The following is an 18,366-nucleotide window of genomic DNA, read 5'->3' on the forward strand; positions in this document are numbered from 1 at the left end:
AAAAAGACTAAATTTGAAATTCCTCTATTCTATATTTTGCTATTTTGTACAGCGCATTAAATCAGTGTTTTATGTGTTGTAAAATTTGGATTTTGGAACTTTAATTTTGCCTTTTTAAACTTATGTATTTAATATTCGATACCGAAACTACTGGATTACCAAAACGCTGGGATGCTCCAATAACTGATTCTGATAACTGGCCTCGCTGTATTCAGATCGCATGGCAGCTTCATGACGAAATGGGACAGCTTATTGAACATCAGGATTATTTGGTAAAACCAGATGGATTTAATATTCCGTATGATGCAGAACGTATTCACGGTATTTCGACTGAATTAGCAGAAGCTGATGGAATCTCGCTGGCAGAAGTTTTGGAGAAATTCAATATTGCTTTAAGCAAAACTAAATTTATTGTTGGGCAGAATCTAGGTTTCGATGTTAATATTATGGGTGCCGAATTCCATAGAATGGGTGTAGATTCGCCAATGAGCACAATGCCTGTTCTGGATACTTGTACAGAGGTTACAGCTTCGTTATTACAGCTTCCTGGAGGTCGTGGAGGAAGATTTAAATTGCCAACATTAACAGAGTTACACAGTTATTTATTTGATAAACCTTTTGCAGAAGCGCACAACGCAACTGCCGACGTTGAGGCAACGACTCGTTGTTTCTTGGAGTTAATTAGAAGAGAGGTTTTTACCAAAGAAGAACTTGATGTCCCGAAAGAGTATTTTAAAGAATTTCAGGCAAGAAATCCGCAGGAGTTTCCATTAATTGGTTTAAAACACATCAATTTAAAAGCGGCTTCTGATAAAATCAGAGAGCAGCTAAAAGCTTTAGAATCTGTTGGTAAAGAACCTGCAGTTTCGCATTCTGACAGAGAAGATTTTAAAGCGGCAAAATATTCGCATTTACACAATCATACACAGTTTTCGGTTCTTCAATCGACAATCGGAATTGGGAATATTGTTGCAGCTACTGCTAAAAACGGAATGCCTGCTGTTGCCATGACCGATACCGGAAACATGATGGGAGCATTTCACTTTGTGAGCGCCGTTATGAATCACAATAAAGCGGCTTCCGGAAAAAATAAAGCTTTGGTTGAAGCGGGAGAAGAACCGACTGAAACGGAGATAAAACCAATTGTTGGCTGCGAATTTAATGTTTGTGAAAACCATTTAGATAAAAGTAAAAAAGATAACGGAAACCAGATTGTATTGTTAGCCAAAAACAAAAATGGATATCACAATTTGGCTAAAATGTCTTCTATCGCTTTTACCAACGGATTTTATTATGTTCCTAGAATTGATCGCGCGATTATCGAAAAATACAAGGAAGATATTATGGTTTTGTCTGGAAATTTATATGGAGAAATTCCGAGTAAAATTCTGAACATTGGTGAAAACCAAGCCGAAGAAGCGTTAATTTGGTGGAAGGAACAATTTGGTGATGATTTTTACCTAGAATTGATGCGCCATAATCAGGAAGATGAAAATCGCGTAAACAAAACTCTGATTGAATTTTCGCAAAAGCATAATGTAAAGCTAATTGCAACCAATAATACCTATTATTTAAATAAAGAAGATGCCAATGCACATGATATTTTACTTTGTGTAAAAGATGGTGAGAAGCAGGCAACGCCTATTGGCCGTGGTCGTGGTTATCGCTACGGACTTCCAAATCAGGAATATTATTACAAGTCCGAAGAAGAGATGAAAAAACTCTTTGCCGATTTACCCGAAGCCATTATTAACATTCAGGAAATTGTCGATAAAGTAGAAGGATATTCACTTTATCGTGATGTATTGCTTCCTAAATTTGATATCCCGCAAGAATTTGTTGTTGAAGAAGATGAAGCTGACGGAGGTGTTCGTGGTGAAAATAAATACCTGCGACACCTTACAATGGAAGGAGCCAAAAGAAGATACGGTGAAATTACAGAATCAATTCAAGAACGTCTCGATTTTGAGTTATTAACGATTTCGAATTCAGGTTATCCGGGTTATTTCTTAATTGTACAGGATTTCATTGCCGAAGCTAGAAATATGGACGTTTCTGTAGGGCCCGGTCGTGGATCTGCAGCAGGTTCTGCCGTTGCTTACTGCCTCGGGATTACCAATATTGACCCAATTAAATACGATTTGCTTTTTGAGCGTTTCCTAAATCCGGATCGTGTATCGATGCCCGATATTGATATCGACTTTGATGATGAGGGTCGTGGACGTGTAATGGAATATGTAATCAACAAATACGGTCAGAAACAGGTTGCGCAAATTATCACTTATGGTAAAATGGCAACCAAATCGGCTATTCGTGATACGGCTCGTGTATTGGATTTACCATTGTTCGAAGCCGATAGAATTGCAAAACTGATTCCGGGAATGATGCCGTCAAAATGGAATTTGGCGCGTTTTATTTCGGAGAGTGAAGAAGAAGTCAAAAAAGCCCTTCGTTCAGACGAATTTGATAATGTAAAAGAATTAATTGCGATCGCCAATGAAGATGATTTGGCAGGTGAAACCATTCAACAGGCAAAAATCCTTGAAGGATCGATGCGTAATACGGGAATTCACGCGTGTGGTGTAATCATTACGCCATCAGATATTACGAATTATGTTCCAGTTACTACAGCAAAAGATTCTGATTTGTATGTAACACAGTTTGATAACTCGGTTGCAGAAAGTGCGGGATTGTTGAAAATGGACTTCTTGGGTCTGAAGACCCTTACGCTGATAAAAGATACAGTAAAACTGGTAAAATATAGAACAGGAATTGAATTGGATCCAGACACCTTTCCAATCGATGACGAAGAAACGTATGCACTTTTCCAGAGAGGTGAAACTGTTGGGATTTTCCAATATGAGTCACCCGGAATGCAGAAATACATGAAAGATCTAAAGCCGACGGTTTTTGGAGATTTAATTGCAATGAATGCACTTTATCGTCCGGGACCTTTGGAATATATTCCATCTTTTGTTCGAAGAAAAAATGGCGATGAGGAAATCAAATACGATTTAGATGCCTGTGCCGAATATTTGTCTGAAACATACGGAATTACAGTTTACCAAGAGCAGGTAATGCTTTTGTCTCAGTCTTTGGCAGGATTTACAAAGGGTGAGGCCGACGTTTTGCGTAAAGCGATGGGTAAGAAGCAAAAGGATGTACTAGATAAAATGAAGCCGAAGTTTGTGGAACAAGCGGCGCAAAAAGGTCACGATGCTAAAGTTTTGGAGAAAATTTGGAAAGACTGGGAAGCTTTTGCGAGTTACGCCTTCAACAAATCGCACTCAACTTGTTATGCCTGGATTGCATACCAAACAGCTTATTTGAAAGCACACTATCCTGCTGAATATATGGCGGCGGTACTTTCGAATAACATGAACGATATCAAACAGGTTTCGTTTTTCATGGAAGAATGTAAACGTATGGGATTACAAGTTTTGGGGCCAGACGTAAATGAATCGTATTATAAATTTACAGTAAACGATGATTACGCAGTTCGTTTCGGAATGGGAGCGATTAAGGGGGTTGGTTCTGGAGCGGTTGAAACGATTGTAGAAAACAGAAAAGACGGAAGATATAAATCGATTTTTGATTTGGCGCAGCGAATTGATTTGCGTGCAGCCAATAAAAAAGCGATTGAAAACTTAGTACTTGCTGGTGGTTTTGACTCTTTTGAAGGAACAACCAGAGCACAATATTTTCATGATGATGGCGATGGAATTACATTTTATGAAAAAGCAATTCGGTATGGATCAAAGTTTCAAGAAAATGAAAATTCATCACAAGTAAGTTTATTTGGAGAAGCAAGCGAAGTGCAGATTGCAGAGCCAATTATTCCTGCATGTGAAGATTGGAGTACAATGGAAAAACTGGCCAAAGAAAAAGAAGTTGTCGGGATTTATATTTCCGGACATCCGCTTGATGATTTTAGATTTGAAATGAAGTATTTCTGTAATTCTCGACTAGAATCATTGAAAAGCATGAATGAATTTGTGGGTAAAAATTTAAACTTTGCCGGAATTATTAATAATGTACAGCACCGTGTGGCAAAAAACGGAAAAGGCTGGGCAGTGTTTAACTTAGAAGGTTATGATGAAAGTTATGAGTTTAAGATTTTTGGAGAAGAATATCTGAAATTCCGACATTTTCTGATACAGAATAATTTTGCCTTTCTAAAAATACTAATAAAAGATGGTTGGGTAAACCATGATACGGGTAAAAAATCAGATCCAAGAATGCAGTTTGTCGAAATCAGACAATTGCAGGACATTATGGAAGCTTTTGCTAAAAAACTGATTGTTTTGCTGAATATTCAAGATCTTCAAACCGAATTTATTCATAGACTAAGTCATTTGTTTAATGAAAATAAAGGCGAAAACTCGGTGACTTTTGAGATTATGGAATTGGAAAAAATTAAACGACTTGTTGAGGTAGAAACTCCCGCTGATTTTGAAGAAAGCGACGATGCTGTTTTTGAAGATGAAAATGAAGATGCAGGGCAAGAAACCAAGATTCAGGAAGTAAATGAAATTGAAGAAATAAAAGTTGTTACCAAATTAACAATGCCAAGCCGCAGATTAAAGATTAGGATTTCTGCTGAGCTGCTTCAGGAATTAGAGAAATTACAGGTAAATTTTAAGCTGAACTAAATTTTAACAGTTAAAATTTAGAATAATGCATTTTTTTAGTGTTAAAATTATGCATGCATAATAGTTTTTTAGTAATATTGCTCCAAATTACAACGATTTCGTTCCAAGTCTAACAATGCAAACGATAAGAATATGTTAAAAAATTCTATGTTTGTATAAATTAATTAAATCAGAATTATGAAAAAGAACCTATTTTTATTAGGATTATTAGTTTGTTCTATGGCCACAATTGCACAAACTGAAAAAGCAGACAAACCAGAAAGCTGGTATTTCAAATTGGGTGGATCATATTTCAACCAAACTGCTTCAACTGAGTTTCCAACAGTTGGAGGACATGATGCAATGAATAGAACTTATGTAGGAGGAAAATTGGTTTCTGAAAAAAGTATTACAGGTTCTTTTGGTCAAGGATTTAGAACTGGTATTACTGCTGGATATAGATTTAATACTCGTTTAGGAGTTGAGTTAGGAGCAAATTATTACACTAGTAATGATAAAACAATGGCGCAAACTACATCAGATATGCCAATTACGCCAAGCGGTGTATATAACTTTAAATCAGTAGGTCAAATTACTGCGTTTGATATTGCTCCAGCTTTAGTGTTGTTTTTAGGAGAGCACAAAGGATTTGAGCCGTATACTAAAGTAGGTGTTTTAGTTCCAGTTCATGGAGATTTAGAAATTACTACAGATGCACGTGCTCCAATCGCTTTTAATCCAACTACAGGAGCACCAGTTGCTTTTGGAGATGTTCATAGTGTTGATAAAGTAAAACCAAATCCAACTATTGGATTTACAGCAGCTTTAGGAACTTCATACAAATTAGGAAAACATATTTCTGCTTTTGCTGAATTAGAATATAGAAACTTTACGGTACACGGTAAAACAAAAGAAACAACTGAATTTACAGTGAATGGTAATGATGCTTTAGCTACTAGATCAACAGCTCAAATTCATACAAATTATAGAGATGGTTTAGATGTTAATTCTAACAACGCTGCAACAAATCCAAACGGAGTTAATAAAGATAAACCAATGGATGAGTTAAGTTCTTATGTTGGAATCTCAGGTTTAGGTTTGACTTTAGGTCTTAAATACAGCCTATAATTTATAGAAGTTTTTAGTTTTTAGAAAAAAGGATATTCGTTATGAATATCCTTTTTTTGTTTTTTTCTAAAGTTGCCTCCTGCTTTAGCTGGNNCCAGCTAAAGCAGGAGGCAATTTAATTAAGTACTATTTTGAAGTTTCTCTAAACTCTCTCAAAACTTCATCAATAACCCAAGTTGTTCTCGATGCCGAAATTCCTTTTGATGGAGAAGATCCTTCTTTACCTAAAAGTTCAGCAATTACTGTTTCTATAAGCGGCTGTTGAATATGAAGCGGATTTTCGATTGCAATACTTTCTTTTTCTCCATTTGCATATTGAATATGAATTGGATCATTTCCAAAAGTCGAAAACGAGATTTTTCCTTTATCACCAACAATTTCGGTATTATCGTAACGTTCAAAACTGGTAAAATTCCATAAACCCGTTCCGTGAATACCATTTTCAAATAAAAATGACATCGAAACAGAGTCTTCTGCTGGATATGCTTTTAACTGAGAAGTAGCATGTCCGCGAACTGATTTTATAGGACCTAAAACATAATCTAGAAAATCTAAAGTATGACAAGCTAAATCAACAAAAATTCCGCCGCCGGAAATATGAGGTAAAACCGTCCATGGAAGATTGATTTCATCATCATAACGTGCTTCAAAAGGATGGTATAAAACACAGTTTACATGTCTTATAGTTCCTATTTTTCCTTTGTCAATTAATTCTTTTATTTTTAAAAATCGGGGCAAACTTCTTCTGTAATAAGCAACAAACAAAGGCACGTTATGTTCTTTGCAAACGCGGATCATTTCATTACACTCTTCAAAAGTCAAAGCCATAGGCTTTTCAACATAGACAGGTTTTCCAGCTTTGGCACATAAAATGGTATATTCTTTATGAGATGATGGAGGAGTGGCAATATAAACCGCATCTACTTCGGGATCATTTATTAAATCGGCAGCATTCGAGTACCATTTTGGCACATTATGGCGTTTGGCATAATCTTCTGCAAGTGCTGCATCTCTGCGCATAACAGCAACTAAAGCAGAATTTGGAGCTTTCTGAAAAGCAGGTCCGCTTTTTACTTCTGTTACATTACCGCAGCCTATAATTCCCCATTTTATAATTTTCATCTTTGGATATTTTGGTTTCTCAAATTTAAGAGAAATGGGTTGTTTAAAAAAGGTTTGCCGCGAATTACACTAATTTTCACTAATTTATTTTTCCTGCTGATTCATAGTGTAAAAAAATCTGCCTATCTGCTAAATCTGCGTGAGAAAAATATCGAACAAAAAAGTTAGCCGCGAATTCACGAATTAATTTCACGCAGATCTAAAAAGATTTAAGCAGATATGCGCAGATTTTTTAATCTAATTATATCTGTCTAAATCTGCAGAATCTGCGGGGAAACAAATTAATAAAGCCACAGAGTAAAAAGATTTTCACAGATTTTAAATCCATCAAATTCTTTTAATCAGTGGCAAAAAAGTAAGCCACGATTTACACATCCGCCACAATTAAAATTCGTGGAAATTAGTGCAATTCGTGGCTAAAAAATTAAGTTTTTAAAGTCTTACTTCTTAGGCAAAGCTTTAAAGCCCATATTATAAAGTGTGAAAGCCTGGATATCTACATTCTCTTGAATTGTAGCCGCAACAGATTTTCCTGCTCCGTGTCCTGCTTTTACATCAATTCTAATTAAAACTGGATTGTTTCCTGTTTGTTTGTCTTGCAGTTCAGCAGCAAATTTAAAACTGTGAGCAGGAACTACACGGTCATCATGATCACCTGTTGTTACCATAGTTGCAGGATATTGAACTCCTTTTTTAACGCTTTGAACTGGAGAATATCCTTTAAGGTATTCAAACATTTCTTTGCTGTCTTGAGCTGTTCCATAATCGTATGCCCAACCCGCTCCAGCAGTAAAAGTATGGTAACGTAACATATCCATTACACCAACTGCAGGTAAAGCTACTTTCATTAAATCAGGACGTTGAGTCATAGTTGCTCCAACTAATAATCCACCATTAGATCCTCCGCGAATTGCTAAATAATCTGATGAAGTATATTTTTGAGCAATTAGATATTCAGCAGCAGCGATAAAATCATCAAAGACATTTTGTTTTTGAAGTTTAGTTCCTGCATCGTGCCATTTTTTACCATATTCACCGCCACCTCTTAAATTGGCAACTGCATAAACACCTCCGTTTTCCATCCAAACAGCATTTGCAATACTGAAACTTGGAGTTAAACTAATGTTGAATCCGCCGTAACCATAAAGAATCGTTGGATTTTTACCGTCTAATTTTGTTCCCTTTTTATACGTAATAATCATCGGGATTTTTGTACCGTCTTTTGAAGTATAAAATACTTGTTTAGATTCATAATCTTCACTTTTGAAATCAACTTTTGGTTTTTGATAAATTTCTGATTTACCAGATTTTGGTTCAAAAGAAAAAATACTTCCTGGAGTTGTATAATTTGTAAAGCTGTAGTATAAAATTTTCTCTTCCTTTTTCGCACCAAATCCGCCGGCAGTTCCAACCGCAGGAAGTTTGATTTCGCGAATTAATTTACCATTGTAATCGTATTGTAAAACTAACGAAACGGCATCTTTTGTATAATTAGCAAAAAAGTATCCGCCTCCTGTAGATGGCGATAAAACATTTTCTGTTTCTTTAATAAAGTCTTTCCAGTTTTCAGGTTTTGGATTACTAAAATCTACAGTAACCACACGTCCGTTTGGAGCTTTATAATCAGTGTGAATAAATAATTTACTTCCTTCATTTTCGATAATATTATTATCAGTGTTGAAGTTGTCTACAATGGTTACAATTGGACTGTTTGGCGTTTTTAAATCTTTAATATAAAGTTCGTTTCCATAAGTAGAATTTGCTGCTGTAATTACCAAAAAGCGATTGTCTTCAGTAACGTAGCCTCCAACATATCTTCTTTTTTGATCTGCACCAAAAATTACTTTATCCTCTTTTTGAGAAGTTCCTAATTTGTGGAAATACAATTTATGTTGATCTGTTTTTGCAGACAATTCACTTCCTTTTGGTTTGTCATAACTTGAATAATAGAAACCTTCGTTTCCAAGCCATGAAATACCGCTGAATTTTACATCAACCAAAGTATCTTCAAGAACTTTTTTTGATACAGCATCAATAATAATAACTTTTCTCCAGTCGCTTCCACCTTCAGAAATTGAATAAGCAGTTTTGCTTCCGTCTTTAGAGAAATCTAATCCGCCAAGCGAAGTCGTACCGTCTTTAGAAAATGTATTTGGATCTAAGAAAACTTCCTCTTTACCATTCTGATCTTTTCTGTAAACTACAGATTGATTTTGAAGACCATTATTTTTTGAATAATAGGTAAACTTTCCTTCTTTGTATGGAGCACCGATTTTTTCGTAATTCCAAAGTTTTTCCATTCGTTTTTTAAGTTCGTCACGAAACGGAATTTTATCTAGATAAGCATAAGTAACTTCGTTTTGAGCTTTAACCCAAGCGCCCGTTTCAGCAGATTTATCATCTTCAAGCCAACGATACGGATCGCTTACTTTTGTGTCAAAATAGACATCAACAGTTTCTCCTTTTTTGGTTTCTGGATATTGAATTTTATTTTGAGCAAATGAAATTCCTGCAGTTGTGATTGCCATCAATAAAAATGTTTTTTTCATAGTTAGTTTTTATCTGTTGTAACAAAAATAGCACTTTTTGTTGTGAAAAATGAATGGAAAAAGTTAAACCATATCAGTCATTTAAGTTCATTTTAATTAAGTGCTTAGCTTATATTTACTTATATGACTAATATGGTTTAAAAATGTTACAGATTAAAGTTAATGCCTAGAACAATGTTTCTTCCAATGTTTGGAATGCCGTCTGTTTTTAGTCTCGAAAGGTGTGCAATATATTTTTTGTCAAATAAATTGTTTCCGTTTAAGTTCACATCAAAGGCAGTTTTTCCAAGTTTAACTGTTCCTCCAAAACCTAGATTTACCAAAGTATAACCTTTTGAAGCAGTTTCAAAACCGCTTACATTATCTTGATTAAAAGTCGAAGAAACATTCAAAGAAGCAAAACCTTCGCTCAGCCAATTTTTAATATTAAATTCAGTTCTAAGCGTATTGTTCCAGTTGTTGGCAGGAATTAAAGGCAGATAATCGTTATTATCTTTTTTTCCCATTACAGTTTCAAAACTTGTTTCAAAATGTAACCAGTCTAGTGGATGCGGATGAAAATGCAGTCCAGCTTCACCTCCATATAATTTTGCATTATCCTGAACATAAGCAAATACATCATTCTCATCACGAATTTCTCCTGTTGGAGATGTATAAATATAGTTGTTTACGTGATTGTAAAAACCATTTACAAAAAACTCAAAATGTGTGTTTTTGTATTCCAGATTCAAATCAGTTTGAATATTTTGTTCCGTTTTCAAATCAGCATTTCCAATTTCATAACGATTTGTTCCTTCGTGAACACCATTTGAAGTTAATTCTGCTAAGTTTGGCGCTCTAAATCCGCTGGCAACATTTAATCTCAATGTTAATGGTTCAGCTAATTTTGTTTTATATCCCAACGAAGCATTAAAGCTGTCAAAAGAACGGTCTAAAGCTTGAAAATAACCTTCTTCGCCTTCGATTCCGTGCGCAATAGAAGTAATATTTCTATTGTCAAAACGCAGACCAGCTTGTAAAACGCTATTTTTCCATTCATAATTTGCAGTTCCAAAAACTCCAAAATCATTCGTCGTTGCATCAGGAATTAAATATTCCTCACCAGAATTTTTATTCGTTTGGTGCATTCCCTGAACGCCCAAAATAGTTTCAATTTTTCCGAATTTTGGAAAATGATATTTGGCATTGTAATTAAAAGTATTCAATTTCATATGAAGAGAAGCATCGTTGCTGTCCTCAAATTCACTTCGGTCATTGGCAATATAGCCCAAATCAACATCTAACTTTGAGTTTTCAAAAAAGATAACATTGTTTAAACTCAATAAATGATTAAAAATTCCTTGTCTAGGAAATTGGGTGTCTTTACTTGAAGATTGTTCTGCGATTCCATCTTCTGGAATTCCAATGTCAAGTTTGTTGTAATTGTATCTCAAAACACTTGAGAAAGTCGAATTGCTGTAACCGATTCCAGTTTTAAAATCAGTTTCATTATAACGAGAATTCGTCACGCGATCACCGCCAGAAATTTTATAATCAGAATGGGTGTTGTAACTTCCACGTGCTAGAAATTTCCAATTGTCAGTAGATGTTTTCAATCCAATAGAAGAGTTACTTCCTTGTGTATTGGTGAAATATTTTTGACTGAAATTAGCTTTAAAATCACCGGCATCAGCAAATTTTTCAGGATTAAAATATAAAACACCTCCCAAAGCATCAGAACCATAAAGCAAAGAAGCAGGTCCTTTGATAACTTCGACACTTTCGATTCCTGCATCATTTAAACCTAAACCATGTTCATCGCCAAATTGCTGATTTTCGATACGAACGCCTTGCGAATAAACTAAAACACGATTACCGCTTAATCCTCGAATTACTGGTTTTCCAATAGAAGTTCCAGTCGAAATTTGAGAAACTCCCGGAATTGTTGCTAAACCTTCTATTAAAGTTGAGGTTCCTTTTTGCTGTAAAGTTTTGATGCTTTCGTGCTCAATTTTCATTACGTTTTGCGATTGCAGTTTGTTGAAAGGAGTAGAAACTACAACTTCATCCATTTCTAAGATAGATTCTGCAAGGTTTACATCTAATGTATTTTGTTTTACTAATTTGACGATTGTTTTATTTTGAGTAGCAAATCCAACAAACGAAAAAGCAAGTCGTAAACTTCCGTTTGGCAGATTATTTAATTCGTATTTTCCGTTTGCATCAGTAGTTGTTCCTTTATGTAATTCTGGTGCGTAAACAGAAACGCCCGGCATAGGCTGATTTTGAGTATCAGTTACAATACCTGAAACTGAATTTTGGGCAGATAACAAGCCCGAAAACCCTAAAATAAGGGCAATTATTATTTTTTTCATTTGAAATTATGCTATAGTTAATTGTTTTTTCTTTTAAATAAAAACTAAAACTACAATGCAGCATTCTGATCCTAATTAATAAAATAGGATTAGGTAACTCAATGTTATTTTGAATCTAGATTTAAAAAAAATGTAAAGATTATTTCGAGTATTCGAAATTTAAGAAACTATAAAAGCAGGAGGTCCTCGTAATAAATACGAAGGTTTTGAAATTGAAAAAATCTTTTCAGTAAGAGGAAAGAAATAAGGTGTTTCAGTGCCAAAAGTGTGAAACTGAAAAGAAATACTTTCGGGAACGATATAACCTCCAAAAGCAAAATTACAAACAAAACATAGATCATAATTATGATGCTGATGTGTTATTTCGCCGTTTGGATCATTGTAATCGTGGTGGCATTGTTTTTCTGAAAGCTGTTTTACGATATGCTCATAACTGTGCACAGACTGAAACAATATCGAAAACAATATTGTGACAGCAAACGCGAAACTTAATATGAGCTGCTTTCTTTTCATGCAAGACAAAGGTATAAAAGACCAGTGAAAAAATGATTTATTTTTTTGATTCTGCTCTTGATTTGTTGAAAATACTGCAAAGAATGAGTTTATTCGTCGTGAAAAAGAGAATTATTACTTTCAAATCGCATCATGAAGTGGCATTGTGTTATATTTGTAAGTGAAATAAATGCAGCTTTTTGAACGTTTATTTAAGAACCCATTTAAAACCACAATACAATATGCGATTACTTTTTAGCTGTTTGTTTTTAACTTCATTTTTCAGTGTTTTTGCTCAAAATGAAGTGAAGCCGGAAGTAAAACCCGAAGTTAAAATTGATTCATTGTATCGTGAAGATCAGTTTTATTTTTCGGTAACGTATAATATGTTTACAGATATACCTCAGAGATTCAAGCAAAATAAATTTTCTTTAGGACTTTCTGGAGGTTTTTTGCGTGATATGCCCATTAATAAATCAAGAACATTTGCAATTGCAGCTGGTTTAGGATTTAGTTATCAAAACTATTATCAAAATTTAGGTATTTCTAGAGACGGATCTGGAGCTATTGTTTATAACGTTACTGATTATGGCGAAATAGTGTCAAATCGATATAAGCAATATTCTGTAGATCTTCCTATAGAATTTAGATGGCGTAATTCGACTTTTGAAAGCACCAAGTTTTGGCGAGTTTATACAGGGATAAAATTAAGTTATGTGTTTTCAAATACTTCAAACTTAAATGCGGGAGAGGAAACGTATAAAATAAAAAATAACGCTTCAATTAATACATTTCAATACGGACCATATATTTCGGCAGGTTATAATACCTGGAACCTTTATGTGTACTATGGATTAAGCCCTTTATTTAATTCAGCAACAACACTTACAGGAGAGAAAGTTAATTTAAAAACCCTAAATGCCGGATTGATTTTTTACATTTTATAACCACAGAAATAAAAACAGCACTTGCGGCAAAACGCCTATAAGCAATCCAGTAAGAAGTTCTTTTGGAGTATGAGCATTCATCTCTAATCGTGAAGAAGCAACAATCCCCGTCATTAAAATTAAAAAAGCACTCCAATACGGATTTTGCGTCTGCAGATGAATGTTTAATCCCATAGCAAAAATCGTGAAACCACTTATTGCCGCTACGTGAAGACTTGGTTTAAATTTAAAAAGCGAACAAACCAGCGCTAAAATGGTTGTAAATAAAGCACCCAGAAAAAAGAAATGAAGCTCAGGATAACGAGTAATAACAATACTTCTTTTAACCAATAAAATATACAAAAAGGACTGTAAAACAAGCGGAACAAGTCTTTGGGAAGTCTCTGGAAGCATTAATGATTTTACATGTCCTGTTGAGCGCAGCAACAAGAAAAATAAAACAGGAACAATAATCGTAATCACCAAAATTTGAAATAATACAAAGTACTTTTCTTGAGTTGTAAAAACATCATCTTTGCAAAAAAGATATAACAATGTAGTGTACATTGGAATAAATATAGGATGAAGTATGTAAGAGAATAGTGGGAGTACTTTTTTCAAAACGCTTTATTTTCTGGTGTTGAACAAATATAATGAAATAATGTTTTTTGTCATGGATATTTTGTTTTTCTAGCCACGACTCGAGCGATAGCGAACAGGCGAAGCAATTACACGATTTTTACTAACTATTCTATTTGCTAAATGTTTAAATAATAGCCGCAGATTAATAGATTCGCATAGATTAGATCATGTAAATCCTTTTATCCCGATAGCTATCGGGAGTGGCAAAAAATCAAACAATAATTCGCGGAAATTTGTGTAATTCGTGGCAAACTCTTTTTTGCATCTAAAAATGAATTCATGTAATTCGTGGCAAACCTTTTTTTAAATTTGACAAAAAGAAATTTTCTAAATGAGCATAAATTTAAAAAGCCTTATTTCGGTTTTTAACGCCGATTGGATAGGTTCAGATACTGATATTTTTGTTGATCATATTTCGATCGACAGCCGTTCTCTGCAAAATGGTGCGAAAACATTGTTTTTTGCTCTTTCTGGAGCTAATAATGATGCTCATCTTTATATTTCGGAACTTATTGAAAAAGGAGTTCAGAATTTTGTTGTGCAGCACATTCCAGAAAATGTAAAAGGGAAGGCCAATTTTTTAGTAGTGAGAAATACGCTCAAAGCATTTCATGAATTTGCAGCTTATTATAGAAATTTATTCAATTTTCCTGTAATCGGATTAACGGGCAGCAATGGTAAAACGATTGTCAAGGAATGGCTTAATTTTTTGCTTAGTCCTGATTTTAATATTATTCGAAGCCCTAAAAGTTACAATTCTCAAGTAGGAGTTCCGTTGTCTGTTATTGCAATAAACGAAAAACATAATTTAGGCATTTTTGAAGCTGGAATTTCCACTGTAAAAGAAATGGCCAATTTAGAACAAATCATTAAGCCCAATATTGGCGTTTTAACCAATATAGGATCTGCCCATGATGAAGGTTTTCAAAATACAGAGCAAAAAATCAATGAGAAATTGGTACTGTTTAAAAATACACCGGTAATTATTTATCAAAAAAATCAATTGGTAGACAAATGTTTAACAGCGTTTTCTGTCGAAAATCCTTTAAAAGATAGAAAGCTGTTCTCGTGGAGTTTTACAGATCAAAGTGCTGCTGTTTTTATTCTAAAAAAAGAAACAAAAAACGATACGACAACCATTCAATATCAATACAATAATGAGAGTTTCAATCTCGAAATTCCATTTAGTGATTCAGCTTCTGTCGAAAATGCAATTTCTTGTTTACTAGTAATGTTGCACTTTAAGTACGATTTTGCCGTTATACAAAATCGTGTGCAAATGCTGTATCCAGTTCAAATGCGTTTAGAAGTAAAAAACGGAATTAATAACTGCAGTATTATTGACGATAGTTACAGCTCAGATTTTCAGTCGCTTAAAATTGCTTTAGATTTTTTAGAAAGCCAGAAAAAAAAGAACGCCTCAAAAACCATTATTTTGTCGGATATTTTTCAAAGCGGATTTTCAAATGAAGAATTATATTCAAAAGTAGCGCAGCTTATTGCTGATAATAAAATAAACCGCGTTATAGGTATTGGACCAACGATTTCTGCCTTTGCAGTTAAGTTTCCAAACAGCAGAATGTTTTTAAATACAGCATCATTTATCGAGGCTGTAGATGATTTAAATTTTAGTAACGAAACCATTTTAATAAAAGGAGCAAGATCATTTCAATTCGAAGAAATTGTTTCCCTGCTCGAAGAAAAGACACACGAAACGGTTCTCGAAATCAACTTAGATTCGATAAGTCATAACTTAAATTACTATAAATCTAAATTGGCCAACGATGTAAAAATTATGGTCATGGTAAAAGCATTTGGTTATGGAAACGGAGGTTTAGAAATTGCAAAACTATTAGAACATCACAATACAGATTATTTAGGAGTGGCTTTCGCCGATGAAGGAATTTCGTTGAAAAATGGCGGAATAAAATTGCCAATTATGGTTTTAAACCCAGAATCGACCAGTTTTCCTTCGATAATTCAATACCAGTTAGAACCAGAAATTTATAGTATAAAAGGACTAAATGCCTTTTTGAAAATAGCTAGAGAAAAGAATCTAAAAGATTATCCTATTCATATAAAATTGGATACAGGAATGCATCGTTTAGGTTTTGAGGATAATACAATCGAAGAACTGATTTCGACTTTACGAGGAAATTCAACAGTTCGTGTTCAAAGTATTTTATCGCATTTAGCAACAAGTGATGATCCAAGCCACTTTGAATTTGTGGAAGAACAAATAAGTTTATTCGAGAAATTATCTTCAAAATTAATGTCTGAATTAAGTATAAGTCCAATTCGCCATATTTTGAACACTTCTGGAATTAGTAATTTTCCAAATGCACAATATAATATGGTGCGTTTAGGAATTGGATTATACGGTGTTTCCAATGATCCAGCAGAACAGAAATATCTAGAAAATGTTGGAACACTAAAATCGATTATATCTCAGGTTCGTACCATTCCAAGCGGAGACAGCGTAGGTTACGGCCGTCGATTTATGGCAAAAAAAGAAACAAAAATTGCCACAATACCAATTGGTTATGCTGATGGAATTTCGAGATTATGGGGAAATCAAGTTGGTTTTGTAACCATTAAAAATCAAAAAGCATATATCGTAGGAAGCGTTTGCATGGATATGTTAATGGTCGATGTAAGTCATATTGAGTGTAAAGAAGGAGATTCAGTTATTATTTTCGGCGAAAGCCCTACCGTTGTTGAAATGGCAGAAGCATTAAAAACGATTCCTTACGAAATTATGACAAGTATTTCTCAGCGTGTAAAAAGAGTATTTTTCAGGTAGAATATTTGTTAAAATTATTATATTTGATATTGAGTTTAATTTTAAAAACAGATACTATGGGATTTTTCGCAGATTTTAAGGCTTCTTTATTGAAAGGTGATGTGCTTAGTTTAGCTACTGCGGTAGTTATTGGTGGAGCATTTGGTAAAATTGTCGGCTCTGCTGTAGACGATATTATTATGCCTATAGTTGGTTTACTGACTGGAGGAATCGATTTCACTCAAAAATTTATTACACTTGATGGTAATAGTTATACAAATTTAGCTGCGGCAAAAGCGGCTGGTGCTGCTGTAATTACCTATGGTAATTTAGTTCAGGCAATAATTAATTTTGTAATTATTTCATTCTTTGTATTTGTTGTTTTAAGAGCTGCTGATAAAGTTAAGAAAAAAGAAGAAGTTGCGGCTGCACCAGCAGGACCAACTCAAGAAGAGTTACTTACGCAAATTAGAGATTTGCTTAAAAAATAATTCCGCTGCACTATGTCTAACTAAACCGCTCCTTGATTGAGCGGTTTTTTTATTGAATGTTTGTTTTGTAACATTTTGTTATTTTTTGTGAAGCACATTGTTTTCGTTTTTATTATAACTATTTTTGCAGAGTAAATTTGATTAATTGATATTAAAAATATAAAAATGAGAATAGCGGTTGTAGGTGCTACCGGAATGGTTGGCGAAGTAATGCTTAAAGTTTTAGCAGAAAGAAATTTTCCTGTTACAGAATTAATTCCTGTTGCTTCTGAAAGATCAGTAGGAAAAGAAATTGATTATAAAGGAACAAAATATAAAGTTGTAGGAATGCAGACTGCTGTCGATATGAAAGCAGATATTGCTGTTTTTTCTGCAGGTGGAGATACATCTTTAGAGTGGGCTCCAAAATTTGCTGCTGCTGGAACTACGGTAATCGACAACTCATCAGCATGGAGAATGGATCCTACTAAAAAATTAGTGGTTCCAGAAATCAATGCTTCTACATTAACTAAAGAAGATAAAATTATTGCAAATCCAAACTGTTCGACTATTCAAATGGTATTAGCATTGGCGCCTTTGCATAAAAAATACAATATTAAAAGAGTTATCGTTTCTACTTACCAATCAATCACTGGAACTGGTGTAAAAGCGGTAAAACAATTAGAAAACGAATACGCAGGAATTCAAGGTGATATGGCTTACAAATATCCAATTCATAGAAATGCAATTCCACATTGCGATAGTTTTGAAGAAAACGGATACACTAAAGAAGAAATGAAATTAGTTCGCGAAACTCAAAAAATTCTTGGTGACAATACTATCAGAGTTACAGCTACTGCAGTTCGTGTGCCAGTTGTAGGCGGACATAGTGAAGCAGTAAATGTTGAGTTTACAAATGATTTTGATGTAAATGAAGTTCGTGAAATTTTACATAATACAGACGGAGTAACAGTACAAGATAATTTAGATACGTTTACTTATCCAATGCCATTATATGCAGAAGGTAAAAATGATGTATTTGTTGGAAGAATCCGTCGTGACGAAAGCCAGCCAAACACCTTAAATATGTGGATTGTTGCTGATAACTTAAGAAAAGGTGCTGCAACAAACACGATTCAAATTGCTGAATATTTAATTCAAGCAGGTTTGGTTTAATTAGAGATTAAATAAAATTGTTATAAAGAGAAAGCCGTAATTGCAGTAGTGTAATTACGGTTTTTTTGTATCAATAAATTCAATTTCGAAGCAA

At 34.2% G+C, this 18,366-nt stretch carries 11 protein-coding genes; 6 read left to right on the top strand and 5 right to left on the bottom strand.

Annotated features, from left to right (window positions below):
- Positions 1-122: 122 nt before the first annotated feature.
- Positions 123-4,652: a DNA polymerase III subunit alpha gene (dnaE, locus tag B0A75_RS07985; protein WP_089053754.1), complete on the top strand. Its 4,530-nt coding sequence runs from the start codon at positions 123-125 to the stop codon at positions 4,650-4,652.
- A gap of 177 nt (positions 4,653-4,829) precedes the next feature.
- On the top strand, positions 4,830-5,759 hold the full coding sequence (locus tag B0A75_RS07990; protein WP_089053755.1) for an outer membrane beta-barrel protein: 930 nt from the start codon (positions 4,830-4,832) through the stop codon (positions 5,757-5,759).
- A gap of 126 nt (positions 5,760-5,885) precedes the next feature.
- On the opposite strand, the gene B0A75_RS07995 is transcribed toward B0A75_RS07990, so the two are convergent.
- The 4 genes from B0A75_RS07995 to B0A75_RS08010 form a co-directional block, all read right to left on the bottom strand.
- Positions 5,886-6,881 carry a Gfo/Idh/MocA family protein gene (locus B0A75_RS07995; protein WP_089053756.1) on the bottom strand — a complete coding sequence of 332 codons (996 nt, stop codon included), beginning with the start codon at positions 6,879-6,881 and terminating at the stop codon, positions 5,886-5,888.
- 440 nt (positions 6,882-7,321) lie between these two features.
- Positions 7,322-9,430: a prolyl oligopeptidase family serine peptidase gene (locus B0A75_RS08000; RefSeq protein WP_089053757.1), complete on the bottom strand. Its 2,109-nt coding sequence runs from the start codon at positions 9,428-9,430 to the stop codon at positions 7,322-7,324.
- Positions 9,431-9,576: 146 nt separating this feature from the next.
- Positions 9,577-11,784: a TonB-dependent receptor gene (locus B0A75_RS08005; protein WP_089053758.1), complete on the bottom strand. Its 2,208-nt coding sequence runs from the start codon at positions 11,782-11,784 to the stop codon at positions 9,577-9,579.
- 159 nt (positions 11,785-11,943) lie between these two features.
- Positions 11,944-12,297 carry a hypothetical protein gene (locus B0A75_RS08010; RefSeq protein WP_165765100.1) on the bottom strand — a complete coding sequence of 118 codons (354 nt, stop codon included), beginning with the start codon at positions 12,295-12,297 and terminating at the stop codon, positions 11,944-11,946.
- Between the two features lie 221 nt (positions 12,298-12,518).
- On the opposite strand from B0A75_RS08010, the gene B0A75_RS08015 reads away from it, so the two are divergent.
- The gene (locus tag B0A75_RS08015; RefSeq protein WP_089053806.1) at positions 12,519-13,223 is read left to right on the top strand and encodes a porin family protein; all 705 of its coding nucleotides are present in this window, start codon (positions 12,519-12,521) and stop codon (positions 13,221-13,223) included.
- On the opposite strand, the gene B0A75_RS08020 is transcribed toward B0A75_RS08015, so the two are convergent.
- Positions 13,218-13,823 (bottom strand): phosphatase PAP2 family protein, encoded by a 606-nt coding sequence (locus B0A75_RS08020; RefSeq protein WP_241687362.1) that lies wholly within the window; start codon positions 13,821-13,823, stop codon positions 13,218-13,220. The genes B0A75_RS08015 and B0A75_RS08020 overlap by 6 nt on opposite strands.
- Before the next feature lie 352 nt (positions 13,824-14,175).
- Between B0A75_RS08020 and B0A75_RS08025 the strand changes: the two genes are divergently transcribed.
- The 3 genes from B0A75_RS08025 to B0A75_RS08035 all read left to right on the top strand — a co-directional run bounded on the left by B0A75_RS08025 (position 14,176) and on the right by B0A75_RS08035 (position 18,272).
- Positions 14,176-16,647, top strand: coding sequence for a bifunctional UDP-N-acetylmuramoyl-tripeptide:D-alanyl-D-alanine ligase/alanine racemase (locus B0A75_RS08025; RefSeq protein WP_089053760.1), 2,472 nt, complete (start codon positions 14,176-14,178; stop codon positions 16,645-16,647).
- 56 nt (positions 16,648-16,703) lie between these two features.
- A complete protein-coding gene (mscL, locus tag B0A75_RS08030; RefSeq protein ID WP_089053808.1) occupies positions 16,704-17,117 on the top strand; it encodes a large conductance mechanosensitive channel protein MscL in 414 nt (137 codons plus the stop codon).
- Between the two features lie 165 nt (positions 17,118-17,282).
- Positions 17,283-18,272: an aspartate-semialdehyde dehydrogenase gene (locus B0A75_RS08035; RefSeq protein ID WP_089053761.1), complete on the top strand. Its 990-nt coding sequence runs from the start codon at positions 17,283-17,285 to the stop codon at positions 18,270-18,272.
- Positions 18,273-18,366: the final 94 nt, after the last annotated feature.

It is taken from the genome of Flavobacterium oncorhynchi, from assembly GCF_002217355.1.
GTDB lineage: Bacteria > Bacteroidota > Bacteroidia > Flavobacteriales > Flavobacteriaceae > Flavobacterium > Flavobacterium oncorhynchi.

Coding starts and splice junctions, on each gene's coding strand:
- B0A75_RS08005 (WP_089053758.1), bottom strand. CDS start 11,784: ATGAAAAAAATAATAATTGCCCTTATTTTAGGGTTTTCGGGCTTGTTA.
- B0A75_RS08000 (WP_089053757.1), bottom strand. CDS start 9,430: ATGAAAAAAACATTTTTATTGATGGCAATCACAACTGCAGGAATTTCA.
- B0A75_RS08010 (WP_165765100.1), bottom strand. CDS start 12,297: ATGAAAAGAAAGCAGCTCATATTAAGTTTCGCGTTTGCTGTCACAATA.
- B0A75_RS08035 (WP_089053761.1), top strand. CDS start 17,283: ATGAGAATAGCGGTTGTAGGTGCTACCGGAATGGTTGGCGAAGTAATG.
- B0A75_RS07990 (WP_089053755.1), top strand. CDS start 4,830: ATGAAAAAGAACCTATTTTTATTAGGATTATTAGTTTGTTCTATGGCC.
- dnaE (WP_089053754.1), top strand. CDS start 123: ATGTATTTAATATTCGATACCGAAACTACTGGATTACCAAAACGCTGG.
- B0A75_RS08015 (WP_089053806.1), top strand. CDS start 12,519: ATGCGATTACTTTTTAGCTGTTTGTTTTTAACTTCATTTTTCAGTGTT.
- mscL (WP_089053808.1), top strand. CDS start 16,704: ATGGGATTTTTCGCAGATTTTAAGGCTTCTTTATTGAAAGGTGATGTG.
- B0A75_RS08025 (WP_089053760.1), top strand. CDS start 14,176: ATGAGCATAAATTTAAAAAGCCTTATTTCGGTTTTTAACGCCGATTGG.
- B0A75_RS07995 (WP_089053756.1), bottom strand. CDS start 6,881: ATGAAAATTATAAAATGGGGAATTATAGGCTGCGGTAATGTAACAGAA.